The organism is Phycicoccus duodecadis, assembly GCF_002846495.1.
GTDB lineage: Bacteria > Actinomycetota > Actinomycetes > Actinomycetales > Dermatophilaceae > Phycicoccus > Phycicoccus duodecadis.
On the sequence record NZ_PJNE01000001.1, the window covers coordinates 3,076,665 to 3,097,975 of the forward strand.

Consider the following 21,311-nt stretch of genomic DNA (forward strand, 5'->3'; position numbering starts at 1 on the left):
AGGATGGAGCCATGGCCGACCCCTACGTCGTCGACGTGCCGCTGCGCTGGTCCGACATGGACGCCTACGGGCACGTGAACAACGTCCAGTACCTGCGCCTGCTCGAGGACGCGCGCGTCATCGGGTTCCGCGAGTGGTTCCCCGGCCGCCCGGCCCTGCTCGACGAGGGCATCGTCGTCACGCGCCACGCCATCGAGTACCGTGCGCCGCTGACCTACCGGCCCGACCCAGTCGAGGTCGCGATGTGGGTCACGTCGGTGCACGGCGCCGGGTTCGACCTCGGCTACGTGGTGCGCGACCCGGCCGGCGTGGGGGAGGCCACGTACGCCGTGGCCGAGACGGGGCTGGCGCTCTACGACTTCGCCACCTCGCGCCCCCGGCGGCTCGAACCCCAGGCGCGCGAGCAGCTGGCCGCGCACACCGGCGAGGCCGTGGCGTTCCGGTGGAACCGGCGGTGAGCGAGGTCCTGCGGCTCGTCGACAGCGCGGCCCTGGGCGACCTGGGCCGCTACGCCGCCCGCGCCCGCGCCCTCGACGACCAGGGGGCCATGCGGCTCCAGGCCGGCGGTGGGGTGCTGGCCGCCTGGGTGGGGGTGCTCCAGGGCAGCGGCATCCTGGCCGAGGGCACCGTGCTGGGCCTGCGCACCTTCGGCCTCGACGCGCCCGCCGAGTGCGACGTGGTCGTGCCGCTGGGCGCCGTCACCGACCGCACCTCACGCCACGCCGGCACCGCCGAGCTGCCGCTGCCGCCCACCCGCGCCATCGCCGCCTGGTCGGCCGTCACCCCGCCGCGCTCGGGCTGGGAGGCGGCCGGTGAGGTGGATGCCGACGAGCTGGCCGCCGCCGCGCGCGAGGGCCTCGAGGAGGTCACCGCCGCCGTGCGCGAGCGGGGCGCGGCCGCGGGCTTCGTGCGCGACCGGGTGTGGGGCCGTGAGGTCGTCCCCGGCCTGCGCTCGGGCGGTGCCTTCGCGGCGTTCTCGCTCGGGTTCCTGCGCCCGGGCAGCCCGGTGCGGGTGTTCCGGTCGAACCGGTGGACGCGGCTGACCGCGCCCGGCGGTCACGTCCTGATGCGCTGACCGGCCGGCACCACGACGAGGGCGACCACGGCCAGGCCGAGGAAGAGGGCACCGAAGAGCGGGTTGTCGTGCCCGGGCCGGTGCACCGCCGCGAAGGCCGCGGTGACGGCGGCGATGCCCAGGACGCTGCCGAGGACGTCGGCCAGCTGGAGGGCCGACGAGGTCTCACCGTGCTGCTCGACCCCGCACACCTCGAGGCCGACGATGGTGGTGGTGGTGACCCCGGCGCCCATCGCCAGCCCGGCGAGGAGCAACGCGAGGACGCTGAGCCAGGCCGGCAGGTTGAGCCACGCCACCAGCGAGAGCCAGAGCAGGCCGGCGGTCAGCAGGCCGCCGCCGACCTCGACCAGGCGGTAGCGCGGCAGGTGCAGGCTGTCGTGCCCCTGGTACCAGGCACCGACCGCCCAGCCGATGGCGCCGACCGCCAGGACGAGGCCGGCGACCTGGAGGCTGGCGTGCCGCTGCCCCACGAGGAAGAGCGGGACGTAGGTGATGCCGCCGTAGAACGCGGCGCACAGCAGCGCCCGCGCCAGCACCACGCTGGGCAGGCCGCGCCCCATCAGGAGGGTGGCCTTGGGCAGCAGGACCGGCGCGATGGCCCCGACCCCGACCAGGCCGAGGAGCGCCACGACGGTCTTGGGCGACCACTGGACGACGAGCTCGTGGGTGCCGAGCTGCACCGCGCCGGCGGCCACCGCCACGCCGAGCCCGGCCCAGGCGGTGCGTACGTGGGTGTGGTGGTCGCGCGAGCTGACGACCTCACGCAGGCGGCTGGTGTCGACCCGCCGCTGGGCCCGGGCGAGCGCCACGATCGTCACGAGGACCGGGACGACGACGCCGAGGAAGACCCAGCGCCACGAGAGGTTCTCGGTGACCCAGGCCGACACGGGCGGCCCCGCCAGCGAGGGCAGCACCCAGGCGGCGCTGATGTAGGTGAAGAGCCGCGGGCGGATGGCCTCGGGGTAGACGCGCCCGGCGATGACGTAGAGCATCACGACCAACAGGCCGCCGCCGAGGCCGGTGAGGGCCCGCCCGACGAGGAACAGGTCGAGCCGCATCGACATCCCGCACGTGGCGGCGCCCGCGGCCAGCAGCAGCTGGCCGACCAGCGCCCCGGGGAGCGGGCCGGAGCGGTCGGTCCAGACGCCGGCGACGACGATGCCGAGGAGCTGGGCGGTGAGCATCACCGAGAAGGCGTAGCCGTAGGAGCGCACGGCGTGCAGCTCGCGGGCGACGTCGGGCATGGCCGTGGAGACGGCCATCGACTCGAAGGCGACGATCGTGACCAGGGCCAGGACGGCGACGGTGACCTCGACGTAGGGACGGCTGAGGGGGCCGCCCTCGGTGGTCGTCGTCGTGTCCGTGCGCATCCTCGCCAATCTAGCCCTCCGACCTGGGACCGAGGGGGTGACCGCGTACTTCCAGCACGTCCGCCAGCACGTCGATACGGTCGGCCACGATGCCGTCGACGCCCAGGTCGAGCAGCCGGTGGAACTCCGCGGCGTCCTCGCTCGCCCCGTCGTGGAACCACACGTGGACGTGCTTGCCGAGGGCGTGGGCCCGGCGCAGCAGGCCCGGGGTGACGAGCGTCACGGTACGGCCGCCGACCCGGTGCTCGGCCGGGATCTGCAGCACCGGGGCGGGGGTGTGCAGCAGCCGGCTGACGACCCCGGGGCTGAAGCGCAGGGCGGCCGTCCCGATCTGCCCGGCGGCCGTCGCGACGCCCGGACCGAGGGCGCGCCGGGCCGCCCGGATGCGCCGGGGCGAGAACGAGCCGAGGCACACCCGCGCGGCGGCGTCGTGCGCGCGCACCACGGCCACCGTGGGGGCGAGGGCGGCGTCGGCCTTGACGTCGATGTTGAACCGCGCCTCGGGGAAGGCCTCGAGCAGCTCGGACAGCAGCGGGGGCGCCTCACGGCCCCCCACCCGGGCCTCGCGCACCGCCGACCACGGGAGGTCGGCGATGCGGCCGGCGGCGTCCGTCACCCGGTCGAGGGCGGCGTCGTGGAACGCGACGACCTGCCCGTCGGCGGTGGCGTGCACGTCGGTCTCGAGGTAGCGGTAGCCCATCGCCACCGCGCGGGCGAACGCCGACAGGGTGTTCTCGAGGCCGGCGTTGGCGGCCAGCCGCGCGCCACCGCGGTGGGCCAGGGCCAGCGGCCGCGGCGCCGCCAGGTAGGCGTAGTCCTCGGCGCGCACCTCAGCCCGCCGCGACCCGCAGCCAGACCGTCGTGTCGGCCGGCAGGGTGCCGGCGTCGTCGAGCGGGCCGGAGGCGACCAGGACCTCGCCGTCGGGGAGCGTCACCGGGTCGGCGCCGGTGTTGGTCACCACGAGGACCCCGGGGTCGCCCTGGGCGGCCACCCGGAACGCGACGACCGTGGCCGAGGCCGCCGCGTCCCAGGCGAGCGAGCCGCCCCCGAGCCGGTGTTCGCGCCGCAGCCGGAGCAGCGTGCGGTAGAGCTCGAGGGTGGAGCCCTCGACGCCGTCCTGCTGGTCGACGGCGAGGCCGGCGTAGGCCTCGGGCTGGGGCAGCCACGGGTGGTCGCCCGGGCCGAAGCCGAGGCTGGGCCCGTCGTGGGTCCAGGGCATCGGCACCCGGCATCCGTCGCGGCCGGTCACCTCGCGCTGGGTCGCGTGGAAGGTCGGGTCCTGGCGGACGTCGTCGGGCATCGTCGTGTGCTCGGGCAGGCCGAGCTCCTCGCCCTGGTAGACGTAGGCCCCGCCGGGCAGCGCCAGCATCAGGGCGGAGTACGCGCGGGCCCGGCGCAGGCCCAGGGCGGCGTCGGGCTGCGGCTCACCGGCGCGGATGCCGTTGGTGCGGGGGAGCGACTGGTCGAGGCCGAGCCGCGAGGCGTGCCGCACGACGTCGTGGTTCGAGAGCACCCACGTGGTGGGGGCGCCGACCGCGTCGTTGCTGCGCAGCGAGGACTCGACGACGGCCGTGATGCGCGCGGCGTCCCAGGGGGTCTCGAGGAAGTCGAAGTTGAACGCCTGGTGCATCTCGGCGGGGCGCACGTAGCGGGCCAGCCGCTCCTCGGGCTTGACCCACGCCTCGGCGCACAGGATGCGGCCGGGGGAGCCGTAGGAGTCGAGCACCGCCCGCCACGACCGGTAGATCTCGTGCACGCCCTCCTGGTCCCACATCGGGGCGTCGCCGGTGGCGTTGTGGTCCAGGACCGCGGGGTCGCCCACGGCGTCGGGCCCGTCCTCGGTGAGGACCTCGTCGTAGAGGCCCACGGCGCCGTGCCAGTCCGGCAGCCCGTCGCGCTTGACGAGGCCGTGGGCGACGTCGACCCGGAAGCCGTCGACGCCGCGGTCGCACCAGAAGCGCAGCACCGACTCGAACTCCGCGCGCACCTCGGGGTTGTGCCAGTTCAGGTCGGGCTGGGTCGTGTCGAAGAGGTGCAGGTACCACTGGCCCGGCGTCCCGTCGGCCTCGGTGACCCGCGACCAGCCGCGGCCGCCGAAGACCGACGGCCAGTTGTTCGGGGGCTCCTCGCCGTGCGGCCCGCGGCCGTCACGGAAGACGTAGCGGTCGCGCTCGGGGCTGCCGGGGGCCGCCGCCAGGGCCGCGCGGAACCACTCGTGCTCGCTGCTGGTGTGGTTGGGCACGAGGTCGACGAGCACCTTCAGGCCCAGGTCGTGGGCGCGCGCGATCATCGCGTCGGCGTCGGCCAGGGTGCCGAAGCGCGGGTCGACGTCGCGGTAGTCGGCCACGTCGTAGCCGGCGTCGTGCATCGGCGAGACGTAGAACGGGCTGAGCCACACGGCATCCACCCCGAGGTCCTTCAGGTACGGCAGCCGGGCGGTGATGCCGGGCAGGTCGCCGATGCCGTCGCCGTCGGCGTCGGCCCAGGAGCGCGGGTAGATCTGGTAGATCACGGCGTCGCGCCACCAGGGGGCGTCGGGGGAGTCGGCGGCGTGCACGGTCGCGCCGACAGCGGCGGGGGCCAGGGTGGTCTCGGTCACCCGCCCATGCTTCCCCATCCCGCAGCCGGGACGAAACGCGGACCGGCGCCGGCCCGGGCGGGATCGGGTCAGGGGGTGAGCGGCGGGTGGCCGTGCCCGTCGTCGGTGTTGACCAGCATGTGCGCGGCCCGCAGGAAGTAGTCGCGCATCTGCTCGGCCTGCGGCTCGGGGATGCCGGCCTGCTCGACGGCGTCGAGCATGTGCCGCATCCACCGGTCGCGCATGTCGAGCGTGACCGGGTAGGGCACGTGCCGCATCCGCAGCCGCGGGTGGCCGCGCTCCTGGCTGTAGGTGTTGGGGCCGCCGAAGTACTGGGTGAGGAACATCCGCAGCCGCCGCTCGGCCGGCGCGAGGTCCTCCTCCGGGTAGAGCGCCCGCAGGGGGGCGTCCGCGGCCACGCCCTCGTAGAACGCGTGGACCAGCCGCTCGAACGTCGGCGCCCCGCCGACCTCGTCGTAGAGGCTCATCGCGGCGGCCCGGCCGAGAACGGGGGCAGCGGGGGCCCCTGGATGCCGTGGGCGTCGAACGCGGCCTTGATGCGGGCGCGCAGCTCGCGCTGCACCCCGAAGTTCTCGCCCGGCAGGCACTTGGCCAGCACCCGCACGGTGACGGTCTGGCCGGTGATGGAGTCGACGCCCAGCACGGTCGGCGCCTCGAGGAGCTTGTCGGACCATTCGGGGTCCGCCCCGAACGCCTCGGACGCCCCGCGCACCACGCCGAGCACCTTCTCGATGTCCTCGCGGTACGACACCGGCATGTCGACCCACGCGGCCGAGAAGCCCTGCGAGCGGTTGCCGATGCGGACGATCTCGCCGTTGCGGACGTACCACGTGATGCCGTCGGCGTCGCGCAGCCGGGTGACGCGCAGGGTGACCTCCTCGACGGTGCCGATCGCCTCGCCGGTGTCGATGACGTCGCCGACCCCGTACTGGTCCTCGAAGATCATGAAGATCCCCGACAGGAAGTCCTTGACCAGGCTCTGCGCGCCGAAGCCGATCGCGACGCCGCCCACGCCGGCCGAGGCCAGCAGCGGCCCCAGCGGCAGCCCCACCAGGGCCATGACGGTCAGCAGGGTGACGACGCCGACCACGAACGTCGAGATGCTGCGCAGCAGCGAACCCATCGTCTCGACCCGCTGCCGGTGCCGCTCGTGCGCGACGCCGGTGGCGGCCGCCGCGAGGATCCGCCCGGCGGCGACGTTGGTGGCCAGCCGGGTCGCGGTCCGCGACGTCATGGTGGCCACCACCCGGCCGATCAGGCGGTGCAGCAGCCACCGCGCCACGACGCCCATGACCAGCACGAGCAGCACCCGGACGCCGTCGGTGACGAGCCACTGCTGGGCGCGTTCGGCGACCGTGGCGAGCACGTCGGCGTTCAGCCCGGTCAGGCCGGGCAGGGTGAGGGCGGGGGTGGCGTCAGTCACGGGCATCGCGCTCCTGGGCGGTGAGGGCGCGCGCCACGGGGTCGCGGTTCTCGGCGACCAGGCGGCGCAGCGCGGCGGGGGCGTCGGGATGCTCGTCGAGCCAGGTGCGGGTGGCGTCGAGCAGCCCGGCGTCGGCCAGGGAGCGGGGGTAGAAGCCCAGCACGAGCGCCTCGATGAGGGCGTGCGAGCCCTGCTGCTCGACGGTGTCGAGCATCGAGAGGTAGCGCTCGACGTAGGGCCGCAGCAGCTCGGCCGGCGTCCCCGCACGGGTGAAGCCGAGGCCGATCATCTCGACCACCGCGGCGGGCAGGCCACCGTCGACGGCCCCGGCCCGCCAGGCGCGCTCCTTGGCCTCGGCGGTGGGGACCGCGGCCCGCGCCCGGGCCGCACGCTCGCGAGCGGTCGAGGTGTCCTCGCGCGCCAGCTCGGCGGCGATCTCGGCCTCGCCCGCGGTGCCGGTGGCGGCCAGCGCGGTGAGCAGGGCCCAGCGCACCTCGAAGTCGACGTCGAGGCCCTCGAGGACGGTGGTGCCCTCGTAGAGCCCGCGCACGACGGCGGGGTCGTCGCCGGCCGCGGTGAACCCGGCGGCGGCGGTGACCAGCTGGAGCTGGGCGTCACTGCCGGGCTCGGCGTCGCGGGCGATCTCCCAGAGACGGTCGCGGGTGGCCGCGCGGGTGGCGTCACGGTGCTGGGGGGCGGTGAACTGGAAGACCGCGACGCGGAGCTGGCTGATGAGGGTGCGCACCAGCGTCGAGTCGCTCTCGCCGGGCAGCGTCGCCAGCACGAGCTCCGCGTAGCGGCGGGCCCCCATCTCACCCTCACGGGTCATGTCCCAGGCCGACGCCATGACCAGCGCGCGGGGCAGCGGCGAGCCGAAGCCGCGCGGGTGCGCCAGCGCGGTGGCCAGCGAGCGCTCGTCGAGGCGGATCTTGGCGTAGGTGAGGTCGTCGTCGTTGACGAGCAGCAGGTCGGGCTGCGGGCGGCCGACCAGGGCCGCCAGCTCGGTGACCGGGCCGTCGACGTCGACCTCGAGGGTGTCGGTGCGCTCCAGCGCCCCGTCGCGCACGTCGTAGAGGCCGACCCGCAGCCGGTGCGGGCGCAGGGTGCCGACGTGCTCGGCCGAGGTCTGCTCGATCGCCGCGGCGGTGACCCGGCCGTGCTCGTCGACCTCGAGGTTCGGGCGCAGCGTGTTGACACCGGCGGTCTCGAGCCAGGCCTTGCTCCAGGTGCGCAGGTCGCGCCCGGAGGTGGTCTCGAGCTCGACGAGCAGGTCGTCGAGGGTGGTGTTGCCCCAGGCGTGGGTGCGGAAGTAGGTGCGCAGCCCGTCGCGGAACGGCTCGCGGCCCACGTAGGCCACGAGCTGCTTGAGCACCGAGGCGCCCTTGGCGTAGGTGATGCCGTCGAAGTTCACCTCGACGTCGCGCAGGTCCTCGATGGGCGCCACGATCGGGTGCGTGGTGCTCAGCTGGTCCTGGTCGTAGGCCCAGTCCTTCTCGTGCGTGCAGAAGGTGGTCCACGCGTCGGTCCACTCCGTGGCCTCGGCCTGGCAGGTGGTCGAGGCCCACTCGGCGAAGGACTCGTTGAGCCAGAGGTCGTCCCACCAGCGCATCGTGACGAGGTCGCCGAACCACATGTGGGCCAGCTCGTGCAGCACGGTGAGGGCCCGGCGCTCGACCAGGGCCTCGGTGACCTTGGACCGGAAGACGTAGATCTCGGCGATGGTGACGCAGCCCGCGTTCTCCATCGCGCCCATGTTGTACTCCGGCGAGAACAGCTGGTCGTACTTGGCGAACGGGTAGGCGCAGTCGAACTCCTCCTCGAAGTACGCGAAGCCCTTCTTCGTCAGGTCGAAGAGGTTGTCGGCGTCGAGGTAGGGGCTGAGGCTGCGACGGCAGAAGATGCCCAGGGGGACCTCGCCGGCGCGGGTGCTGACGCTGTCGCGCACGACGTCGTACGGACCCGCGACCAGCGCGGTGATGTAGCTCGAGATGCGGGGGGTGCGCGCGAAGGCCCAGGTGGCGGTGCCCTCGCCGGCCGGGGTGGGCTCGGGGGTGGGCGAGTTCGAGACGACCTGCCAGTGCGCGGGCGCGGTGACGGTGAAGGCGAAGGCGGCCTTGAGGTCGGGCTGTTCGAACACGGGGAAGGCGCGGCGGCTGTCGGGCACCTCGAACTGGGTGTAGAGGTAGACCTCGTCGTCGACGGGGTCGACGAACCGGTGCAGCCCCTCACCGAAGTTGGTGTACCGGCCGGTGGCGCGCACGGTCACGGTGTTGTCGGCAGCCAGCCCGGGCAGGCGGACCCGGCTGTCGGCGAAGTGCTCGGCCGGGTCGAGCGAGGTGCCGTTGAGGACGATCTCCTCGACCGAGGCGCCGATGAAGTCGAGGAAGGTCTCGGCGCCGGGCTCGGAGCAGGTGAACCGGATGGTGCTGGCTGTCGCGAACGTCTCCGCGCCCGTCGTGACGTCGAGCTCGACGTCGTGGGTGTCGACGGCGACGAGGGCGGCGCGGGCCGCCGCCTCGACGCGGGTGAGGTTCGTGCCCGGCACGGGGAGCTCCTTGTGGGTGCGGCGGGCGTCCGGTCCGGACGCAGCCACCAATCCTGTCACGGGCGGGCGGCCGTCCCCGCATCCCCGAGCGGTGGCAGGATGAGTTCGTGAGCGAAACCACCGCACCCCCCCGCGCCGCCGCTGAGTTCTGGTTCGACCCTCTGTGCCCCTGGGCCTGGATGACCTCCCGCTGGATGGGCGAGGTCGAGAAGGTCCGCGACGTCGACGTCACCTGGTCGGTCATGAGCCTGTCGGTCCTCAACGAGGGCCGCGACCTGCCCGAGGAGTACCGCGCGCTGATGGACCAGGGCTGGGGCCCGGTCCGCGTCATCACCGCCGCCCGCGCCGCGCACGGTGACGACGTCGTGAAGCCTCTCTACGACGCCATCGGCTCGCGCATCCACCACCAGACGCTGGGCTTCGACGAGGCCATCGCCGGTGGCCTGGCCGAGGTCGGCCTCCCGGCGTCGCTGGCCGAGGCCGCCTCCTCCGAGGAGCACGACGAGGCGCTGCGGGCCAGCCACCAGCGCGCGATCGACATGGTCGGCGACGACGTGGGCACCCCCGTCGTGGCCGTCGACGGCGTGGCCTTCTTCGGCCCGGTGGTCACCCCGGCGCCCAAGGGCGAGGCCGCCGGGCTGCTCTGGGACGGCTGCGTCCTCGTGGCACGCACCCCCGGGTTCTACGAGCTCAAGCGCTCGCGGACCGAGGGCCCGATCTTCGACACCGAGGGCTGAGATGACGCGGGTGCACATCGGCGGCGACCACGCCGCCTTCGAGATGCTCGGCGACCTCGCCGCGTTCCTCGAGGCCGAGGGGCACGAGGTGGTCCACCACGGGCCGCACACCTACGACGCCCTCGACGACTACCCGGTCTACGTGCTGCGGGCAGCCGCGGCGGTGGCGGCCGAGCCCGACAGCCTCGGGGTCGTCCTCGGTGGGTCGGGCAACGGCGAGCAGATGGCCGCGAACAAGGTGAAGGGCCTGCGCGCGGCGCTCTGCTACGACGAGGAGCTCGCCCGCCTGGCGCGCGAGCACAACGACGCGCGGGTCATCAGCATCGGGGCGCGGATGACCGACCCCGAGCTGGCCCGGGCGATGGTGCGCACGTTCGTGGCGACCCCGTTCAGCGGTGAGGAGCGCCATGCGCGCCGCCTCGCCATGCTCGAGGCCTTCGAGGCCGACGGCACGCTCCCGCCGCTGCCGTGACCGGGGCCGGCCGAGCCGGACCTGCCGCATGACCGGCGGGCTGACCTGCGCGAACTCGTAGCGGGCGTGGGCACCGGCGGCTAGGGTCGGGCGCGGCCCCGATCGACGGTGGGAGGGGAGACGGATGGCAGCCGGGATGTCCCTGAGGTTCAGCAGCAGCGAGTCCGGAGGGTCCGGCACCCGCCGCGTCGTCGCGTCCCGGTTCGCGGGGCTCGACCCCTCGCGCTTCATCCTGCCCGCCCTGGTCATCCTGCTCGCGGCCATGGGTTTCGGGGTCTTCCTCGTCCCCGAGATCGTGTCGATCGCGTTCGTCTTCCCGCTGCTGGTGGTGGCGGGGCTGCTGCTCGAGCCCCGCCGGCTGTACGTCGCGCTGGCCGCGTGTGCGGTCGTGGTGGGGGTGTGGGCGCCGAACTCCGGCATCTCGGTGTCGAGGTTGCTGGGTGCGCTGGTCTCGATCGCGGCCGTGATGTGGCTGAGCCTGCTGGTCGCGCGCTCACGGGCCCAGGTCGGGACGCGGGGCCTCAGCGGCGACAGGATGTTCGCCGAGCTGCGCGACCGCATCGTCACCGTCGGCCAGGTCCCCGACCTGCCCGCCGGGTGGGCGGCCACCTCGTGCATCCTGTCGGCCCACGGGGACCGGTTCTCCGGCGACTTCGTGGTGGCCCACCTGCACCCGTGCGGGCGCCGGCTCGAGGTCGCGCTGGTCGACGTCAGCGGCAAGGGGACGCGGGCCGGGACCCGGTCGCTGCTGCTGTCCGGCGCGCTCGGGGCCCTGCTCGGTGCGGTGCCCGCCGCCGACTTCCTGCGCGTCGCGAACGACTACCTGCTCCGCCAGCGCTGGGAGGAGGGGTTCGCCACCGCCGTGCACATCGACCTCGACCTGGGCACGGGGGAGTACTCGGTGGCCAACGCGGGGCACCCGGCCCCTGCTCGCTATACCGGCGGCCGGGCCCGCTGGACCGTCCTCGACGGCGCGCGGGGCCCGCTGCTCGGGGTCGTCCCCGGCAGCACCTTCCCCCGCCAGAGCGGGCGGCTCGACCGGGGTGACGCCCTGCTCGTGTACTCCGACGGCGTGGTCGAGGCGCGCGACCGCGACCTCACCGACGGCATCGACCGGATGCTCGGCGTGGCCACCATGTCCGTGCTGCGCGAGGGCGACGTGGCCCGCGATGTGTGCGAGGCGGCCCGTTCGGGGGAGGATGACGACCGGGCCGCCCTCGCCGTCCGGCGCGTCTGAGGCGGCCGCGCCCCCGCCCGTCGACCCCGAGGAGACCGTCCCGTGGCATCCGGCCCGCTCCTGGACCATGCGCCCCGCGAGAGCGTGCGCACCTTCACCGCCCGCTGGCGCACCCGCCCGCTCGTCGAGGAACAGATGGCGACGCTGCTGCCCGGCCGGGTCGTCCCCGAGGGCCCGCTGGTGCCGCGGGAGGCGTTCGGGCGCACCGGTCCCGTGGTGGTCGAGATCGGGTCCGGTCACGGCGCGGCCGCCATCGCCTACGCCGCGAAGCACCCCGAGGCCGACGTGGTCGCGGTCGACGTCCACGTGCCGGGCATCGCCCGGATGCTGGCCGCCGCCGAGGAGGCCGAGGTGCCGAACCTGTGGGCGTACGTCGGCGACGCGCTGCCCCTGCTGCGCGAGCGGGTGGCGCAGGCGTCGCTGGATGCCGTGCACCTGTTCTTCCCGGACCCGTGGCACAAGCAGCGGCACGCCAAGCGGCGGTTCGTGCAGCAGCACACGCTGACCCTGGTGGCCTCGCGGCTGCGACCGGGCGGCCGGCTGCTGGTGGCCACCGACATCGACCGGTACGCCGAGCACACCCGGCGCCAGCTGGCGGCCCACGGCGGCTTCGACGTCATCGAGGGCGAGCGGCCCGCGTGGCGCCCCGACGACGGCTTCGAGGCCAAGGGGCTGCGCGCCGGCCGGACGATCTCGGAGTTCCGCTGCACCGTGCGCTGACGAGGCAGGCTCCTCCGTCGCCGGGCCCGTCAACGTGTCGGGGTAGCCGGACCCGCGGGGCCCGCCACCTCGTCCCGCCCACGCAGAGCGTGGGACCCGGCTGGCGGGCGCCCGCTCCCGTCATCCGTTCCCGACACGTCACGGGCCCGGCTCCTTCGTCGCCGGGCCCGTCAACGTGTCGGGGTAGCCGGATTCGAACCGGCGGCCTTCCGCTCCCAAAGCGGACGCGCTACCAAGCTGCGCCATACCCCGCGGCACGCGGAACCGTCCGGTCGGACCGGTGGAGATTTCGGATTCCCGTGCGCGCCGCCCTAGGCTAGCGCTGCCTCGCGGTGCACGCCGACGAGGTGCGCGGGCGTAGCTCAATGGTAGAGCCCCAGTCTTCCAAACTGGCTACGCGGGTTCGATTCCCGTCGCCCGCTCCGAGAGTCGACGCAGGACAGGCAGGGTTCGTCCCGGTGGCAGCGGCCGAACCCCCGTCGTCGGTGCACGCGGTCACCGCGAGGACGCGGAAACCGGTCGATGGCGCGGATGTATCCAGGTCAGGAGCGGGCTTCCGCGCCATCAGCGTGACCAGGCGGAGGTGACGCGTCGATCGTGGCCGGCAGCCAGACGCGCTCAGTCCCGTGGGTGCCCCAACAGCCCGAGCCCACCGACCAGCGTCCGGCGCCGGGCCGGCACCCGGGCCCACACCGTCTGCTGGGCCAGCAGCGTGAGCCAGCCGGCCGCCGCCATCCCGGTCAGGTTGAGCCCCAGCTGCGCCAGGCTTCCGCCCACCTCGTGCCATGCCCCGAAGGCCAGACCGAGGGCCACGTTGCCGGCCGCCGGCACCGTGGTCACCGAGATGAACACGCCGGACAGCCCGCCGGTGCGGTCCGACGTCAGCGACAGCACCCCGGCCGCTGCCGCCACGACGGCCACGACGAAGCTCCACTTGTCGGGGGTGTAGATGAACGCCGTGCCGGGCCGGCTGCCGACGACGTCCTGGTACGTGACCCAGCCCAGCGCGCGTCCCAGCAGCGACGCGAGGAACGTCATCACGATCCCGGCCACGAACCCCAGCACCAGCGTGCGCACGGCCAGCCCCAGCAGGTGCCCCTTGCGACGCACCAGCGCCAGCCCCACCGCCGCCACCGGCCCGAACTCCGGCCCCAGCACCATCGCGCCGATGACGAGGATGGGGGAGTCGAGCACGATCGCGATGCCGGCGATCAGCGTCGCGAGCACCATGAACGACAGGTAGGTCCAGTTCAGCTCCGAGTCCTCGTAGGCCCGGGCCCCCACCTCGGTCCACACCACGGCGTCGGCACTCGCCCCCGGCGCGCGCCGCTCCGCATCCAGCCCGCTCTGCGAGAGCCACGTGGCGACCCGCTCGACCCGGATCGTCCCCTCCTCGTGCACCCCCAGCTCCCGCAGGGCGTCGAGCACCGGGTTGGCCCCCTCGCGCGCGATGTCGGCGGTCACGACGTCGCCCGGCGGGAGGATCGAGGCGCCGCGCATCACGGCCAGCCCGGTGACGTAGTCGTCGCGCTGCAGCACGGCGAGGACGTCGTCGGTCAGCCGGGCGGGCACGGAGATGCTCAGGGACAGCACCGGCCCAGTCTGGCGCAGGAACCACCGCGCCGGGCCACCCGAGGGGCGGCCCGGCGCGAGGGGACGTGCGCGGGAGGGAGCGGGGGCTACTTGCCCCCGTTGCCGCCGGCCCGGAAGGCGACCCAGGCGTCGCTCATCCGCTCGGCCTGGCCCTCCGTGAACATGTTCATGCAGGAGTCCTGCGTGTAGTCCATGAAGTTGTGGATGGGGTCCAGCCCGGGCGCCGAACAGGTGTCGGCGTCCACGGGGCAGTCGAACTGCGGGTGCGCCTCGCGCGGGGTGTCGGCCACGTAGTCGCCCGAGGCCGAGCAGCCGTGCGCGAAGGTGTGCTCGAGCATCAGCCAGTGGCCGACCTCGTGCGTGAGGGTGTCGCCCTCGCCGTACTTCCACGGCTTCGTCGGGTCGTCGGGGTTCACGCCGCCCGGCATCGACTCGTCGAGCATGACCACGCCGTCGACGTAGTCGCGCCCGTTGTTGTAGCCCTTCGGGAAGTACGACCAGCCGAGCAGGCCGCCGCCGATGTTGGCCGCGTACACGTTCAGCACCCGCGAGTCGCCTTGGTGGAGCGCCTTCTTCATGTCTCGCTCGTTCTTGCCGGGCACGACCGTGTACCAGGCCGGGTTCGTGGTCCACGTGGTGTCGGCCAGCCGGAACCGGAACGGGGTGTCGGCCGCGTCCGCGGCGGTGGCCCCCGAGTAGGAGTCGTTGAGGACCTTCATCTGGTCGGCGATGAGGGTCTTCCACCGCGCCTTCTCGGCGGCGGTGAAGCCGTCGTCGGAGACCATGTGGAACACGGTCCTGATGGTGATGGCGCCGTCGCCCAGGTAGGGAGCGTCGGGGAGGACGCCGTAGGCGTTGGCCTCGTTGTCGGGGTAGAGCTTGGGCTCGACGGCCTTCGAGCCGTCGGCGACGCGGGCGGCGCTGGAGCCCGCACCCGCGTCGCACTGCTGCACGGCGGGGGACGGGGCGGCGGTGGCGGTGACGGTGCTGCCGCTGACCGAGGCTGCGACGAGCAGCCCCGCGGCCAGCGCACCGGCGGCGGACATCCGACCCCGGGTGGTCACTGAGAGCATGGTGGATCCTTCGGCTCGGGCACGCTCCTCCTGCTGGACGTGCACGAGGGGACCGTACTGGCCGCAGGGCCTGCGGGGGAGGCCCGTGACGGCCGATGTCGATTCGGTCGGCCACGCGGGGGCCGCTAGCATGGGCCCTTGGCGTCGCTCCGGGCGCGCGCGACGCGTGGCCCCCGGCGGCCCGGCCTCCATCGGGCCGGGTGCGGCGCCCGACCGTCAACCCCGACACCCCAGGTGGAGTGCCCGCAGTGAAGAGTGCCGTCGAGACCCTGAGCCCGACCCGGGTCAAGCTGACCGTCGAGGTCCCCTTCGAGGAGCTCAAGCCGCTCCTCGACAAGGCCTACGCGACCATCGGGTCCCAGGTGCAGGTGCCGGGCTTCCGCCGGGGCAAGGTCCCGAGCCGCATCATCGACCAGCGCGTCGGCCGCGGCGCCGTGGTCCAGGAGGCCGTCAACGAGGCCCTCCCGATCTTCTTCGCCGAGGCCGTCGAGGCCGAGGAGGTGCGCGCCATCGGGGCGCCCGAGGTCGACATCACGGCTGTCCCCCTCGAGGACGGCCAGGACCTCGAGTTCACCGTCGAGACCGACGTGCGACCCGAGATCGAGCTTCCCGACCTCACCGGCATCGCCGTCACCGTCGACGACGTCGCGGTCTCGGACGACGACGTCGAGCAGCGGATGACCTCGCTGCGCGAGCGCTTCGGCACGCTGGTCGGGGTCGACCGCGCCGTCGAGACCGGCGACCACGTGTCCCTCGACCTGTCGGCCACCATCGACGGCGACGAGATCGACTCCGTCGAGAACGTCTCCTACGAGGTCGGCTCCGGCAACATGCTCGAGGGCCTCGACGACGCGCTCGTCGGGATGGCCGCGGGCGAGACCAAGAGCTTCACCGCCCCGCTGGCCGGCGGCGACCGCGAGGGCCAGGACGCCGACTGCGTCGTCACCGTCCAGAGCGTGAAGGTCCGCGAGCTCCCCGAGCTCGACGACGACTTCGCCCAGCTCGCCTCGCAGTTCGACACCCTCGCCGAGCTCCGCGCCGACGTCGTCAGCCAGGCCGAGCAGGCCAAGAAGTACGAGCAGGGCATCCAGGCCCGCGACAAGGTCCTCGAGCACCTCCTCGACACCGTCGACGTCCCCGTCCCCGACGGCATCGTCAAGGCCGAGGTCGACAGCCACCTCGAGGGCGAGAACCGGATGGACGACGACGAGCACCGGGCCGAGGTCGACGAGTCGACCCGCCGGGCGCTCAAGGCGCAGTTCCTCCTCGACGCCATCGCCGAGAAGCTCGAGGTCAAGGTCGAGCAGCCCGAGCTCATCGAGTACCTCGTGATGAGCGCGCAGCAGTACGGCATGGACCCCAACCAGTTCGCGCAGGCCATCGACCAGCAGGGCCAGATCCCCTCGATGGTCCAGGAGGTCGCCCGCCGCAAGGCGCTGGCCGCCGTGCTCGACGAGGCCGTCGTCACCGACAGCACGGGCACCGTCATCGACCTCGACGAGCTGGTGGGCGGCGCCGACGAGGACGAGGTCACGGACGTCGCCGACGTCGTCGACGAGGCCCCGGCCTCCGACGACGCGCCGGCCGAGGACGAGACCCCGGCCAAGGCCTGACCGCCGCATCCCGCAGCACCACCGAGGCCGCGCCCCCGAGAGGGAGGCGCGGCCTCGGCCGTGCGGGGGCCCGCGGAGTACCCTCGGCCCATGCCGCAGCCCCTGGGAGTCGTCCGCGACGGTGACGTCGTCCGCATCACGATGCGCCGCCCCGAGCGTCGCAACGCCCTCTCCGAGGACCACCTGCGCGAGCTGCTCGACGCCCTGCGCGCGACCGCCGGCACCGACGCCGCCGGCGTGGTCATCGGCGGCGAGGGGCCGGTGTTCAGCGCCGGGCACGACTTCGCCGACGTCGCCGCCCGCGACCTCGACGGCGTCCGCGACCTGCTGCGCCTGTGCACCGACGTGATGCAGCAGGTGCAGGCGATGCCGCAGGTCGTCATCGCCCGCGTGCACGCCCTCGCCACGGCCGCCGGCTGCCAGCTCGTCGCCTCGTGCGACCTGGCCGTGGCCGGCGAGTCCGCGGGCTTCGCGCTGCCCGGCGGCAAGGGGGGCTGGTTCTGCCACACCCCGGCCGTGCCGGTGGCCCGGGCCATCGGGCGCAAGCGGCTGATGGAGATGGCGCTCACCGGTGACGTCGTCGACGCCGCGACCGCGCTCGACTGGGGCCTGGTCAACCGGCTCGTCCCGGACGCCGACCTCGACGCCGCGGTCGACGCGCTCATGGCGCGTGCCACCCGCGGCGCCCGCGCCAGCAAGGCCCGGGGCAAGCAGGTGCTCTACGCGCAGCTCGACCGGCCCGAGGAGGAGGCCTACGACGTCGCGCTCGCCGCGATGGCCGACGCCTCGCAGACGCCGTCGGCGCGCGAGGGGATGGCCGCGTTCCTCGAGAAGCGCCCCGCCGTCTGGGCCGACTGAGGCGTCCGAGCCGCCGGCTCAGCCGGGCGGGGGAGCGGTACTGGTCCCGACCCGGAGGCTCACCGCGAACGGCTCGTCGACGGGTCCCTCGCCCTCCAGCCGGCGGCGCACCATCGCCCCTAGGGCCCGCCCCTTGGCCACCCCGGGCTGGAGCACGGTCGTCAGCGTGGTGCCGAGCCACGGCAGGTCGACCCCGTCGAAGCCGGTGACGGACACGTCGTCCGGTACCCGCAGGCCGAGGGACTCGGCCGCCCGCACCACGCCGGCGGCCAGCACGTCGGCCTGGCAGACGACGGCGGTCGGCCGCTCCGCCGCGGGCCGGTCCAGCAGCAGCCGCCCGGCCTCCTCCCCGGCCCCCACGGTGAGCTCGGCGACCTGCACCATCGGCGAGCCTGCCGGTGCCAGGTCGAGGAAGCCGCGGGACCGCCCGGCGGCATCCGGGTAGGCGGCGTCCTCCAGGTCGGCCGCGGTGATCGGCCCGGTGGCGACGCCCGGGCGCAGCATCATCGACACGTGCGCCAGCCGGCGGTGGCCCAGGTCCACCACGTGCTGCGCCGCCAGGCGCTGCCCGGCCCGCTCGTCGGTGAGGACGTGCGCGACGCCCGGAGCGAGCGGTGCGCCGCTGCCCACCATCACGACGCCGCGCGCGGCCAGATGCTCGACCAGCGGGTTGGTGCCGGTACCGCAGAGCGGGAAGACGGCGGCGTCGACGGCCTGGGTGGCCAGCTGCGCCACGGCCTGCTCGGGATGCTCGACGGGCTGCGCCACGAGCAGCATCGCGCGCCCGGCCAGGTCGAGCTCCTCGGCCAGGCCGTCGAGGACGCCGAGGGCGAAGGGGTCGCGGAAGGCGTAGCGCAACGGGCCCTCCACGATGACGGCGACCGTGCCCACGCGGCCCTGGCGCAGCGAGGACGCCAGCGGGTCGGGCCCGGCGAACCCGAGGTCGGTGGCGGCGGCCCGTACCCGGTCGGCCGTGGCGGCGGCGACGGGTCCCTTGCCGCTGAAGACCAGCGACGCGGTCGAGGTCGACACCCCGGCCCGCTCGGCGACGTCGCGCAACGTGGCCCGGCGAGGCTCGGCTTGACGCTGGGACGGCATGGGCGACACAATATCGAATCGATTCGATCGAATCGATTCGATCCGCTCCCGGCGCCATGGCATCCGCCGCCCCCGACCGACGCGGCCCACCCCCGAAGGAGAGACCGCGGTGACCAGCACGACCCAGGTGTCCGCCCCGCCCCTGTCGCGCGAGCGGCTCGTGACGGCCCGTACGGCGGTCTTCGTCGCCTTCGCCCTCGCCGGCCTGGTCTTCGCCTCGTGGGCCTCGCGCATCGCCGACACCAAGGCCACCCTGGGGCTCTCGGCCGGCCAGCTCGGCACCGTCCTGCTGGCGGCCAGCGTCGGCTCGGTGTCCGGCCTGCCGCTCGCCGGTCGGGTCAGCGACCGGATCGGCCCCGCCCGCACCGTGGCCGTCGGCATGGTCTCGGGCGTCGTCGGTCTCGTCATCGTGGGCGGCGTCGTCAGCGCGGGCGGGCCGCCCCTGCTGGTCGCCGCGGGCCTGTTCTTCCTCGGCTTCGGCGTGGGCTTCTGGGACGTGGCGATGAACCTCGAGGGGGCGGTCGTCGAGCGCGCCCTCGGGCGGTCCGTGATGCCGCACTTCCACGCGGCGTTCTCGGGCGGCACGGTGCTGTCGGCGCTCGTCGGGGCCGGGATGTCGTGGGCCAGCGTGCCGCTGGTCGTGCACTTCCTGGGCACCGCCGTGGTCACCGTGGCGCTCGCCGCCTGGGCGCTGCCGCGGTTCCTGCCACGGGTCGCCGCGTCCGGTGTCGACGACGGCGACGGGCCCCCCGCGGCGCGGCCGGGGTCGGCCTGGCTGGAGCCCCGGACCCTGCTCATCGGGGTCGTGGTGCTGGCCGCGGCCTTCACCGAGGGCACGGCCAACGACTGGCTGGCCGTCGCGTTCACCGAGGGTCACGAGGTGCCCGAGTGGGTGGGCGTCCTGGGCTTCGCCACCTTCCTCACCTTCATGACCGTCGGCCGCATCGTCGGTACCGGCCTGCTCGACACCCACGGCCGCGTGCCCGTGCTGCGCGTCAGCTTCGCGCTGGCCGTCGTCGGCGCGGCCCTGGTGGTCTTCGGCAGTGACTGGCTCGCGTTCGTCGGCGCGGCCGTGTGGGGTGTCGGCGCCGCGCTCGGCTTCCCCGTCGGGATGAGCGCCTCGGCCGACGACCCCGCCCGGGCCGCCGCGCGGATGTCGGTCGTGGCCACCATCGGGTACGTCGCGTTCATCGCCGGGCCGCCGCTCCTGGGCTTCCTCGGCGACCACGTGGGCGTGCTGCACGCTCTTCTCGTCGTCGGTGCCCTCGCCGTCCTGGCCCTGTCGGTCGTGCCCTCGGTGCGCGAGCACGACGGCCTGCCGCGCAACGCGCCGCGGCCCACCGACCCCGCCGCCGACCGCCCGGTCGGCTGATCCCGGGGGAACCCGGGGCGGGTCCGCGGACATCCCGCGGGCCCGCCCTCGCGCGGCGCCGGGGCACGGGTTGTGCTCACGGCGAACACGCGCCGGTCGGGGAGTACGGGCGACAGGGCCGGGCGTTAGGGTCACTGAAAGGTAGAAGAACCCTGACGAACGAGGAGTGACGAGTCGTGACCAGTAGTGAGATCGTCGCCGCGGGCGACGGCCAGAGGGCCGGCCTCGACGACCACATCTACAACCGTCTCCTCAAGGAGCGGATCATCTTCCTCGGCTCCGACGTGCGCGACGACAACGCGAACGCCATCTGCGCGCAGATGCTGCTCCTCGCCGCCGAGGACCCCGAGAAGGACATCTGGCTGTACATCAACAGCCCCGGTGGCTCGGTGACCGCCGGCATGGCGATCTTCGACGTCATGCAGTGGATCCCCAACGACGTCGCCACCGTGGCGATGGGGATGGCGGCCTCGATGGGCCAGTTCCTCCTGTCGGCCGGCGAGCCGGGTAAGCGCTACGCCACCCCGCACGCCCGCGTGATGATGCACCAGCCGTCGGGCGGCATCGGCGGCACCGCCTCCGACATCAAGATCCAGGCCGAGCAGCTCATCCACATCAAGAAGCAGATGGCCGAGCTGATCGCCGAGCACACGGGCCAGACCAAGGAGCAGATCGAGCAGGACTCCGACCGCGACCGCTGGTTCACCGCGGCCGAGGCCAAGGAGTACGGCTTCGTCGACCACGTCATCAAGAAGGCCGACATGGCCGGCGCGCACGCCGACAACCCCGTGACCGCCGACTGACCCGGCCGAGACGACGCGAGAGAGAGACATGAACGCAGACCTGACCGGCCGCCTCCACGTGCCCGGCCCCCAGAGCCGCTACATCCTGCCCCAGTTCGAGGAGCGCACCTCCTACGGGATGAAGCGCCTCGACCCGTACACCAAGCTCTTCGAGGACCGCATCATCTTCCTCGGGGTGCAGGTCGACGACGCGTCCGCCGACGACGTCATCGCCCAGCTCATCGTGCTCGAGTCCCAGGACCCCGACCGCGACATCCTGATGTACATCAACAGCCCCGGTGGCTCGTTCACGGCCATGACGGCCATCTACGACACCATGCAGTACATCCGCCCCGACGTGCAGACGTTCGTCATCGGGCAGGCGGCCTCGGCGGCCGCGGTGCTGCTGGGCGCCGGCGCCAAGGGCAAGCGCTTCGCCCTGCCGAACAGCCGGGTGCTCATCCACCAGCCGGCCATCGAGGGCACCGGTGGCATGGCCTCCGACCTCGAGATCCACGCCAACGAGATCATCCGGATGCGCGGCTGGCTCGAGGACACCATCGCCTCGCACTCCGGGCGTGACGTCGAGCTCGTCCGCAAGGACATCGAGCGCGACAAGATCCTCTCGGCCGCGCAGGCCAAGGAGTACGGCCTCATCGACGAGGTGCTCGCCTCCCGCAAGGCCAACTGACCCAGGGGTCGCCCGCGCGGTGACCCTCCGACGACGCCGCCCCCGCACCCGC

The 21,311-nt window shown here is 73.9% G+C and carries 20 protein-coding genes and 2 tRNA genes; 12 read left to right on the plus strand and 10 right to left on the minus strand.

Annotation, left to right across the window (positions count from 1 at the left end; translation table 11 throughout):
- The first annotated feature begins 11 nt into the window (after nucleotides 1-11).
- A complete protein-coding gene (locus tag ATL31_RS14265) occupies nucleotides 12-458 on the plus strand; it encodes an acyl-CoA thioesterase (protein WP_101396399.1) in 447 nt (148 codons plus the stop codon).
- Nucleotides 455-1,075: a DUF8185 domain-containing protein gene (locus tag ATL31_RS14270; protein ID WP_101397690.1), complete on the plus strand. Its 621-nt coding sequence runs from the start codon at nucleotides 455-457 to the stop codon at nucleotides 1,073-1,075. The genes ATL31_RS14265 and ATL31_RS14270 overlap by 4 nt, the downstream gene beginning before the upstream one ends.
- Here ATL31_RS14270 and ATL31_RS14275 read toward each other — a convergent pair.
- The 6 genes from ATL31_RS14275 to pepN are packed head-to-tail and all read right to left on the minus strand — an operon-like array spanning nucleotide 1,057 to nucleotide 9,013.
- Nucleotides 1,057-2,445, minus strand: coding sequence for an MFS transporter (locus ATL31_RS14275; protein ID WP_101396401.1), 1,389 nt, complete (start codon nucleotides 2,443-2,445; stop codon nucleotides 1,057-1,059). The two genes, ATL31_RS14270 and ATL31_RS14275, sit on opposite strands and share 19 nt — an antisense overlap.
- A gap of 10 nt (nucleotides 2,446-2,455) precedes the next feature.
- A complete protein-coding gene (locus ATL31_RS14280) occupies nucleotides 2,456-3,274 on the minus strand; it encodes a glycerophosphodiester phosphodiesterase family protein (RefSeq protein WP_101396403.1) in 819 nt (272 codons plus the stop codon).
- 1 nt (nucleotide 3,275) lies between these two features.
- Complete coding sequence (locus ATL31_RS14285) at nucleotides 3,276-5,063, minus strand: glycoside hydrolase family 13 protein (protein WP_101396405.1); 1,788 nt, start codon at nucleotides 5,061-5,063, stop codon at nucleotides 3,276-3,278.
- Between the two features lie 50 nt (nucleotides 5,064-5,113).
- On the minus strand, nucleotides 5,114-5,512 hold the full coding sequence (locus ATL31_RS14290; RefSeq protein ID WP_101396407.1) for a globin: 399 nt from the start codon (nucleotides 5,510-5,512) through the stop codon (nucleotides 5,114-5,116).
- The gene (locus ATL31_RS14295; protein ID WP_101396409.1) at nucleotides 5,509-6,474 is read right to left on the minus strand and encodes a mechanosensitive ion channel family protein; all 966 of its coding nucleotides are present in this window, start codon (nucleotides 6,472-6,474) and stop codon (nucleotides 5,509-5,511) included. Before ATL31_RS14295 ends, ATL31_RS14290 begins: the two co-directional genes overlap by 4 nt.
- Complete coding sequence (gene pepN, locus ATL31_RS14300; RefSeq protein ID WP_101397692.1) at nucleotides 6,461-9,013, minus strand: aminopeptidase N; 2,553 nt, start codon at nucleotides 9,011-9,013, stop codon at nucleotides 6,461-6,463. Before pepN ends, ATL31_RS14295 begins: the two co-directional genes overlap by 14 nt.
- 107 nt (nucleotides 9,014-9,120) lie before the next feature.
- Here pepN and ATL31_RS14305 point away from each other — a divergent pair, with 107 nt between their 5' ends.
- The 4 genes from ATL31_RS14305 to trmB all read left to right on the plus strand — a co-directional run bounded on the left by ATL31_RS14305 (nucleotide 9,121) and on the right by trmB (nucleotide 12,179).
- On the plus strand, nucleotides 9,121-9,750 hold the full coding sequence (locus ATL31_RS14305; protein WP_281256271.1) for a mycothiol-dependent nitroreductase Rv2466c family protein: 630 nt from the start codon (nucleotides 9,121-9,123) through the stop codon (nucleotides 9,748-9,750).
- A gap of 1 nt (nucleotide 9,751) precedes the next feature.
- Nucleotides 9,752-10,222 (plus strand): ribose-5-phosphate isomerase, encoded by a 471-nt coding sequence (locus ATL31_RS14310; RefSeq protein WP_101396411.1) that lies wholly within the window; start codon nucleotides 9,752-9,754, stop codon nucleotides 10,220-10,222.
- Nucleotides 10,223-10,346: 124 nt separating this feature from the next.
- On the plus strand, nucleotides 10,347-11,459 hold the full coding sequence (locus tag ATL31_RS14315; protein WP_101396413.1) for a PP2C family protein-serine/threonine phosphatase: 1,113 nt from the start codon (nucleotides 10,347-10,349) through the stop codon (nucleotides 11,457-11,459).
- Nucleotides 11,460-11,501: 42 nt separating this feature from the next.
- A complete protein-coding gene (gene trmB, locus ATL31_RS14320) occupies nucleotides 11,502-12,179 on the plus strand; it encodes a tRNA (guanosine(46)-N7)-methyltransferase TrmB (RefSeq protein ID WP_245862504.1) in 678 nt (225 codons plus the stop codon).
- A 178-nt stretch (nucleotides 12,180-12,357) separates the two neighbouring features.
- On the opposite strand, the gene ATL31_RS14325 is transcribed toward trmB, so the two are convergent.
- Nucleotides 12,358-12,431: transfer RNA gene (locus tag ATL31_RS14325), tRNA-Pro, on the minus strand.
- A gap of 99 nt (nucleotides 12,432-12,530) precedes the next feature.
- On the opposite strand from ATL31_RS14325, the gene ATL31_RS14330 reads away from it, so the two are divergent.
- Nucleotides 12,531-12,601: transfer RNA gene (locus ATL31_RS14330), tRNA-Gly, on the plus strand.
- A 196-nt stretch (nucleotides 12,602-12,797) separates the two neighbouring features.
- On the opposite strand, the gene ATL31_RS14335 is transcribed toward ATL31_RS14330, so the two are convergent.
- Nucleotides 12,798-13,772 carry a DUF389 domain-containing protein gene (locus ATL31_RS14335; RefSeq protein WP_101396415.1) on the minus strand — a complete coding sequence of 325 codons (975 nt, stop codon included), beginning with the start codon at nucleotides 13,770-13,772 and terminating at the stop codon, nucleotides 12,798-12,800.
- An 86-nt stretch (nucleotides 13,773-13,858) separates the two neighbouring features.
- Nucleotides 13,859-14,845, minus strand: a complete 987-nt coding sequence (locus tag ATL31_RS14340) for a zinc metalloprotease (protein WP_245862506.1) — start codon at nucleotides 14,843-14,845, stop codon at nucleotides 13,859-13,861.
- Between the two features lie 248 nt (nucleotides 14,846-15,093).
- Here ATL31_RS14340 and tig point away from each other — a divergent pair, with 248 nt between their 5' ends.
- Both tig and ATL31_RS14350 read left to right on the plus strand, forming a co-directional pair.
- The gene (tig, locus tag ATL31_RS14345) at nucleotides 15,094-16,458 is read left to right on the plus strand and encodes a trigger factor (protein ID WP_101396419.1); all 1,365 of its coding nucleotides are present in this window, start codon (nucleotides 15,094-15,096) and stop codon (nucleotides 16,456-16,458) included.
- 90 nt (nucleotides 16,459-16,548) lie between these two features.
- The gene (locus tag ATL31_RS14350) at nucleotides 16,549-17,316 is read left to right on the plus strand and encodes an enoyl-CoA hydratase-related protein (RefSeq protein WP_101396421.1); all 768 of its coding nucleotides are present in this window, start codon (nucleotides 16,549-16,551) and stop codon (nucleotides 17,314-17,316) included.
- 18 nt (nucleotides 17,317-17,334) lie between these two features.
- Here ATL31_RS14350 and ATL31_RS14355 read toward each other — a convergent pair whose 3' ends face one another.
- A complete protein-coding gene (locus ATL31_RS14355; RefSeq protein WP_101396423.1) occupies nucleotides 17,335-18,414 on the minus strand; it encodes a LacI family DNA-binding transcriptional regulator in 1,080 nt (359 codons plus the stop codon).
- A 109-nt stretch (nucleotides 18,415-18,523) separates the two neighbouring features.
- On the opposite strand from ATL31_RS14355, the gene ATL31_RS14360 reads away from it, so the two are divergent.
- The 3 genes from ATL31_RS14360 (at nucleotide 18,524) to ATL31_RS14370 (ending at nucleotide 21,259) form a co-directional block, all read left to right on the plus strand.
- Nucleotides 18,524-19,786, plus strand: coding sequence for an MFS transporter (locus ATL31_RS14360; RefSeq protein ID WP_245862509.1), 1,263 nt, complete (start codon nucleotides 18,524-18,526; stop codon nucleotides 19,784-19,786).
- A gap of 176 nt (nucleotides 19,787-19,962) precedes the next feature.
- Nucleotides 19,963-20,589 carry an ATP-dependent Clp protease proteolytic subunit gene (locus ATL31_RS14365; protein ID WP_101396427.1) on the plus strand — a complete coding sequence of 209 codons (627 nt, stop codon included), beginning with the start codon at nucleotides 19,963-19,965 and terminating at the stop codon, nucleotides 20,587-20,589.
- 28 nt (nucleotides 20,590-20,617) lie between these two features.
- Nucleotides 20,618-21,259 carry an ATP-dependent Clp protease proteolytic subunit gene (locus tag ATL31_RS14370; protein WP_101396429.1) on the plus strand — a complete coding sequence of 214 codons (642 nt, stop codon included), beginning with the start codon at nucleotides 20,618-20,620 and terminating at the stop codon, nucleotides 21,257-21,259.
- Nucleotides 21,260-21,311 lie beyond the last annotated feature (52 nt).

What these genes read in the sequence shown, in the direction of transcription:
- ATL31_RS14265 (WP_101396399.1), top strand. Translation starts at nt 12, where the DNA reads ATGGCCGACCCCTACGTCGTCGACGTGCCGCTGCGCTGGTCCGACATG.
- ATL31_RS14275 (WP_101396401.1), bottom strand. Translation starts at nt 2,445, where the DNA reads ATGCGCACGGACACGACGACGACCACCGAGGGCGGCCCCCTCAGCCGT.
- ATL31_RS14285 (WP_101396405.1), bottom strand. Translation starts at nt 5,063, where the DNA reads ATGGGGAAGCATGGGCGGGTGACCGAGACCACCCTGGCCCCCGCCGCT.
- ATL31_RS14290 (WP_101396407.1), bottom strand. Translation starts at nt 5,512, where the DNA reads ATGAGCCTCTACGACGAGGTCGGCGGGGCGCCGACGTTCGAGCGGCTG.
- ATL31_RS14295 (WP_101396409.1), bottom strand. Translation starts at nt 6,474, where the DNA reads ATGCCCGTGACTGACGCCACCCCCGCCCTCACCCTGCCCGGCCTGACC.
- ATL31_RS14310 (WP_101396411.1), top strand. Translation starts at nt 9,752, where the DNA reads ATGACGCGGGTGCACATCGGCGGCGACCACGCCGCCTTCGAGATGCTC.
- ATL31_RS14315 (WP_101396413.1), top strand. Translation starts at nt 10,347, where the DNA reads ATGGCAGCCGGGATGTCCCTGAGGTTCAGCAGCAGCGAGTCCGGAGGG.
- ATL31_RS14340 (WP_245862506.1), bottom strand. Translation starts at nt 14,845, where the DNA reads ATGCTCTCAGTGACCACCCGGGGTCGGATGTCCGCCGCCGGTGCGCTG.
- ATL31_RS14350 (WP_101396421.1), top strand. Translation starts at nt 16,549, where the DNA reads ATGCCGCAGCCCCTGGGAGTCGTCCGCGACGGTGACGTCGTCCGCATC.
- ATL31_RS14355 (WP_101396423.1), bottom strand. Translation starts at nt 18,414, where the DNA reads ATGCCGTCCCAGCGTCAAGCCGAGCCTCGCCGGGCCACGTTGCGCGAC.
- ATL31_RS14370 (WP_101396429.1), top strand. Translation starts at nt 20,618, where the DNA reads ATGAACGCAGACCTGACCGGCCGCCTCCACGTGCCCGGCCCCCAGAGC.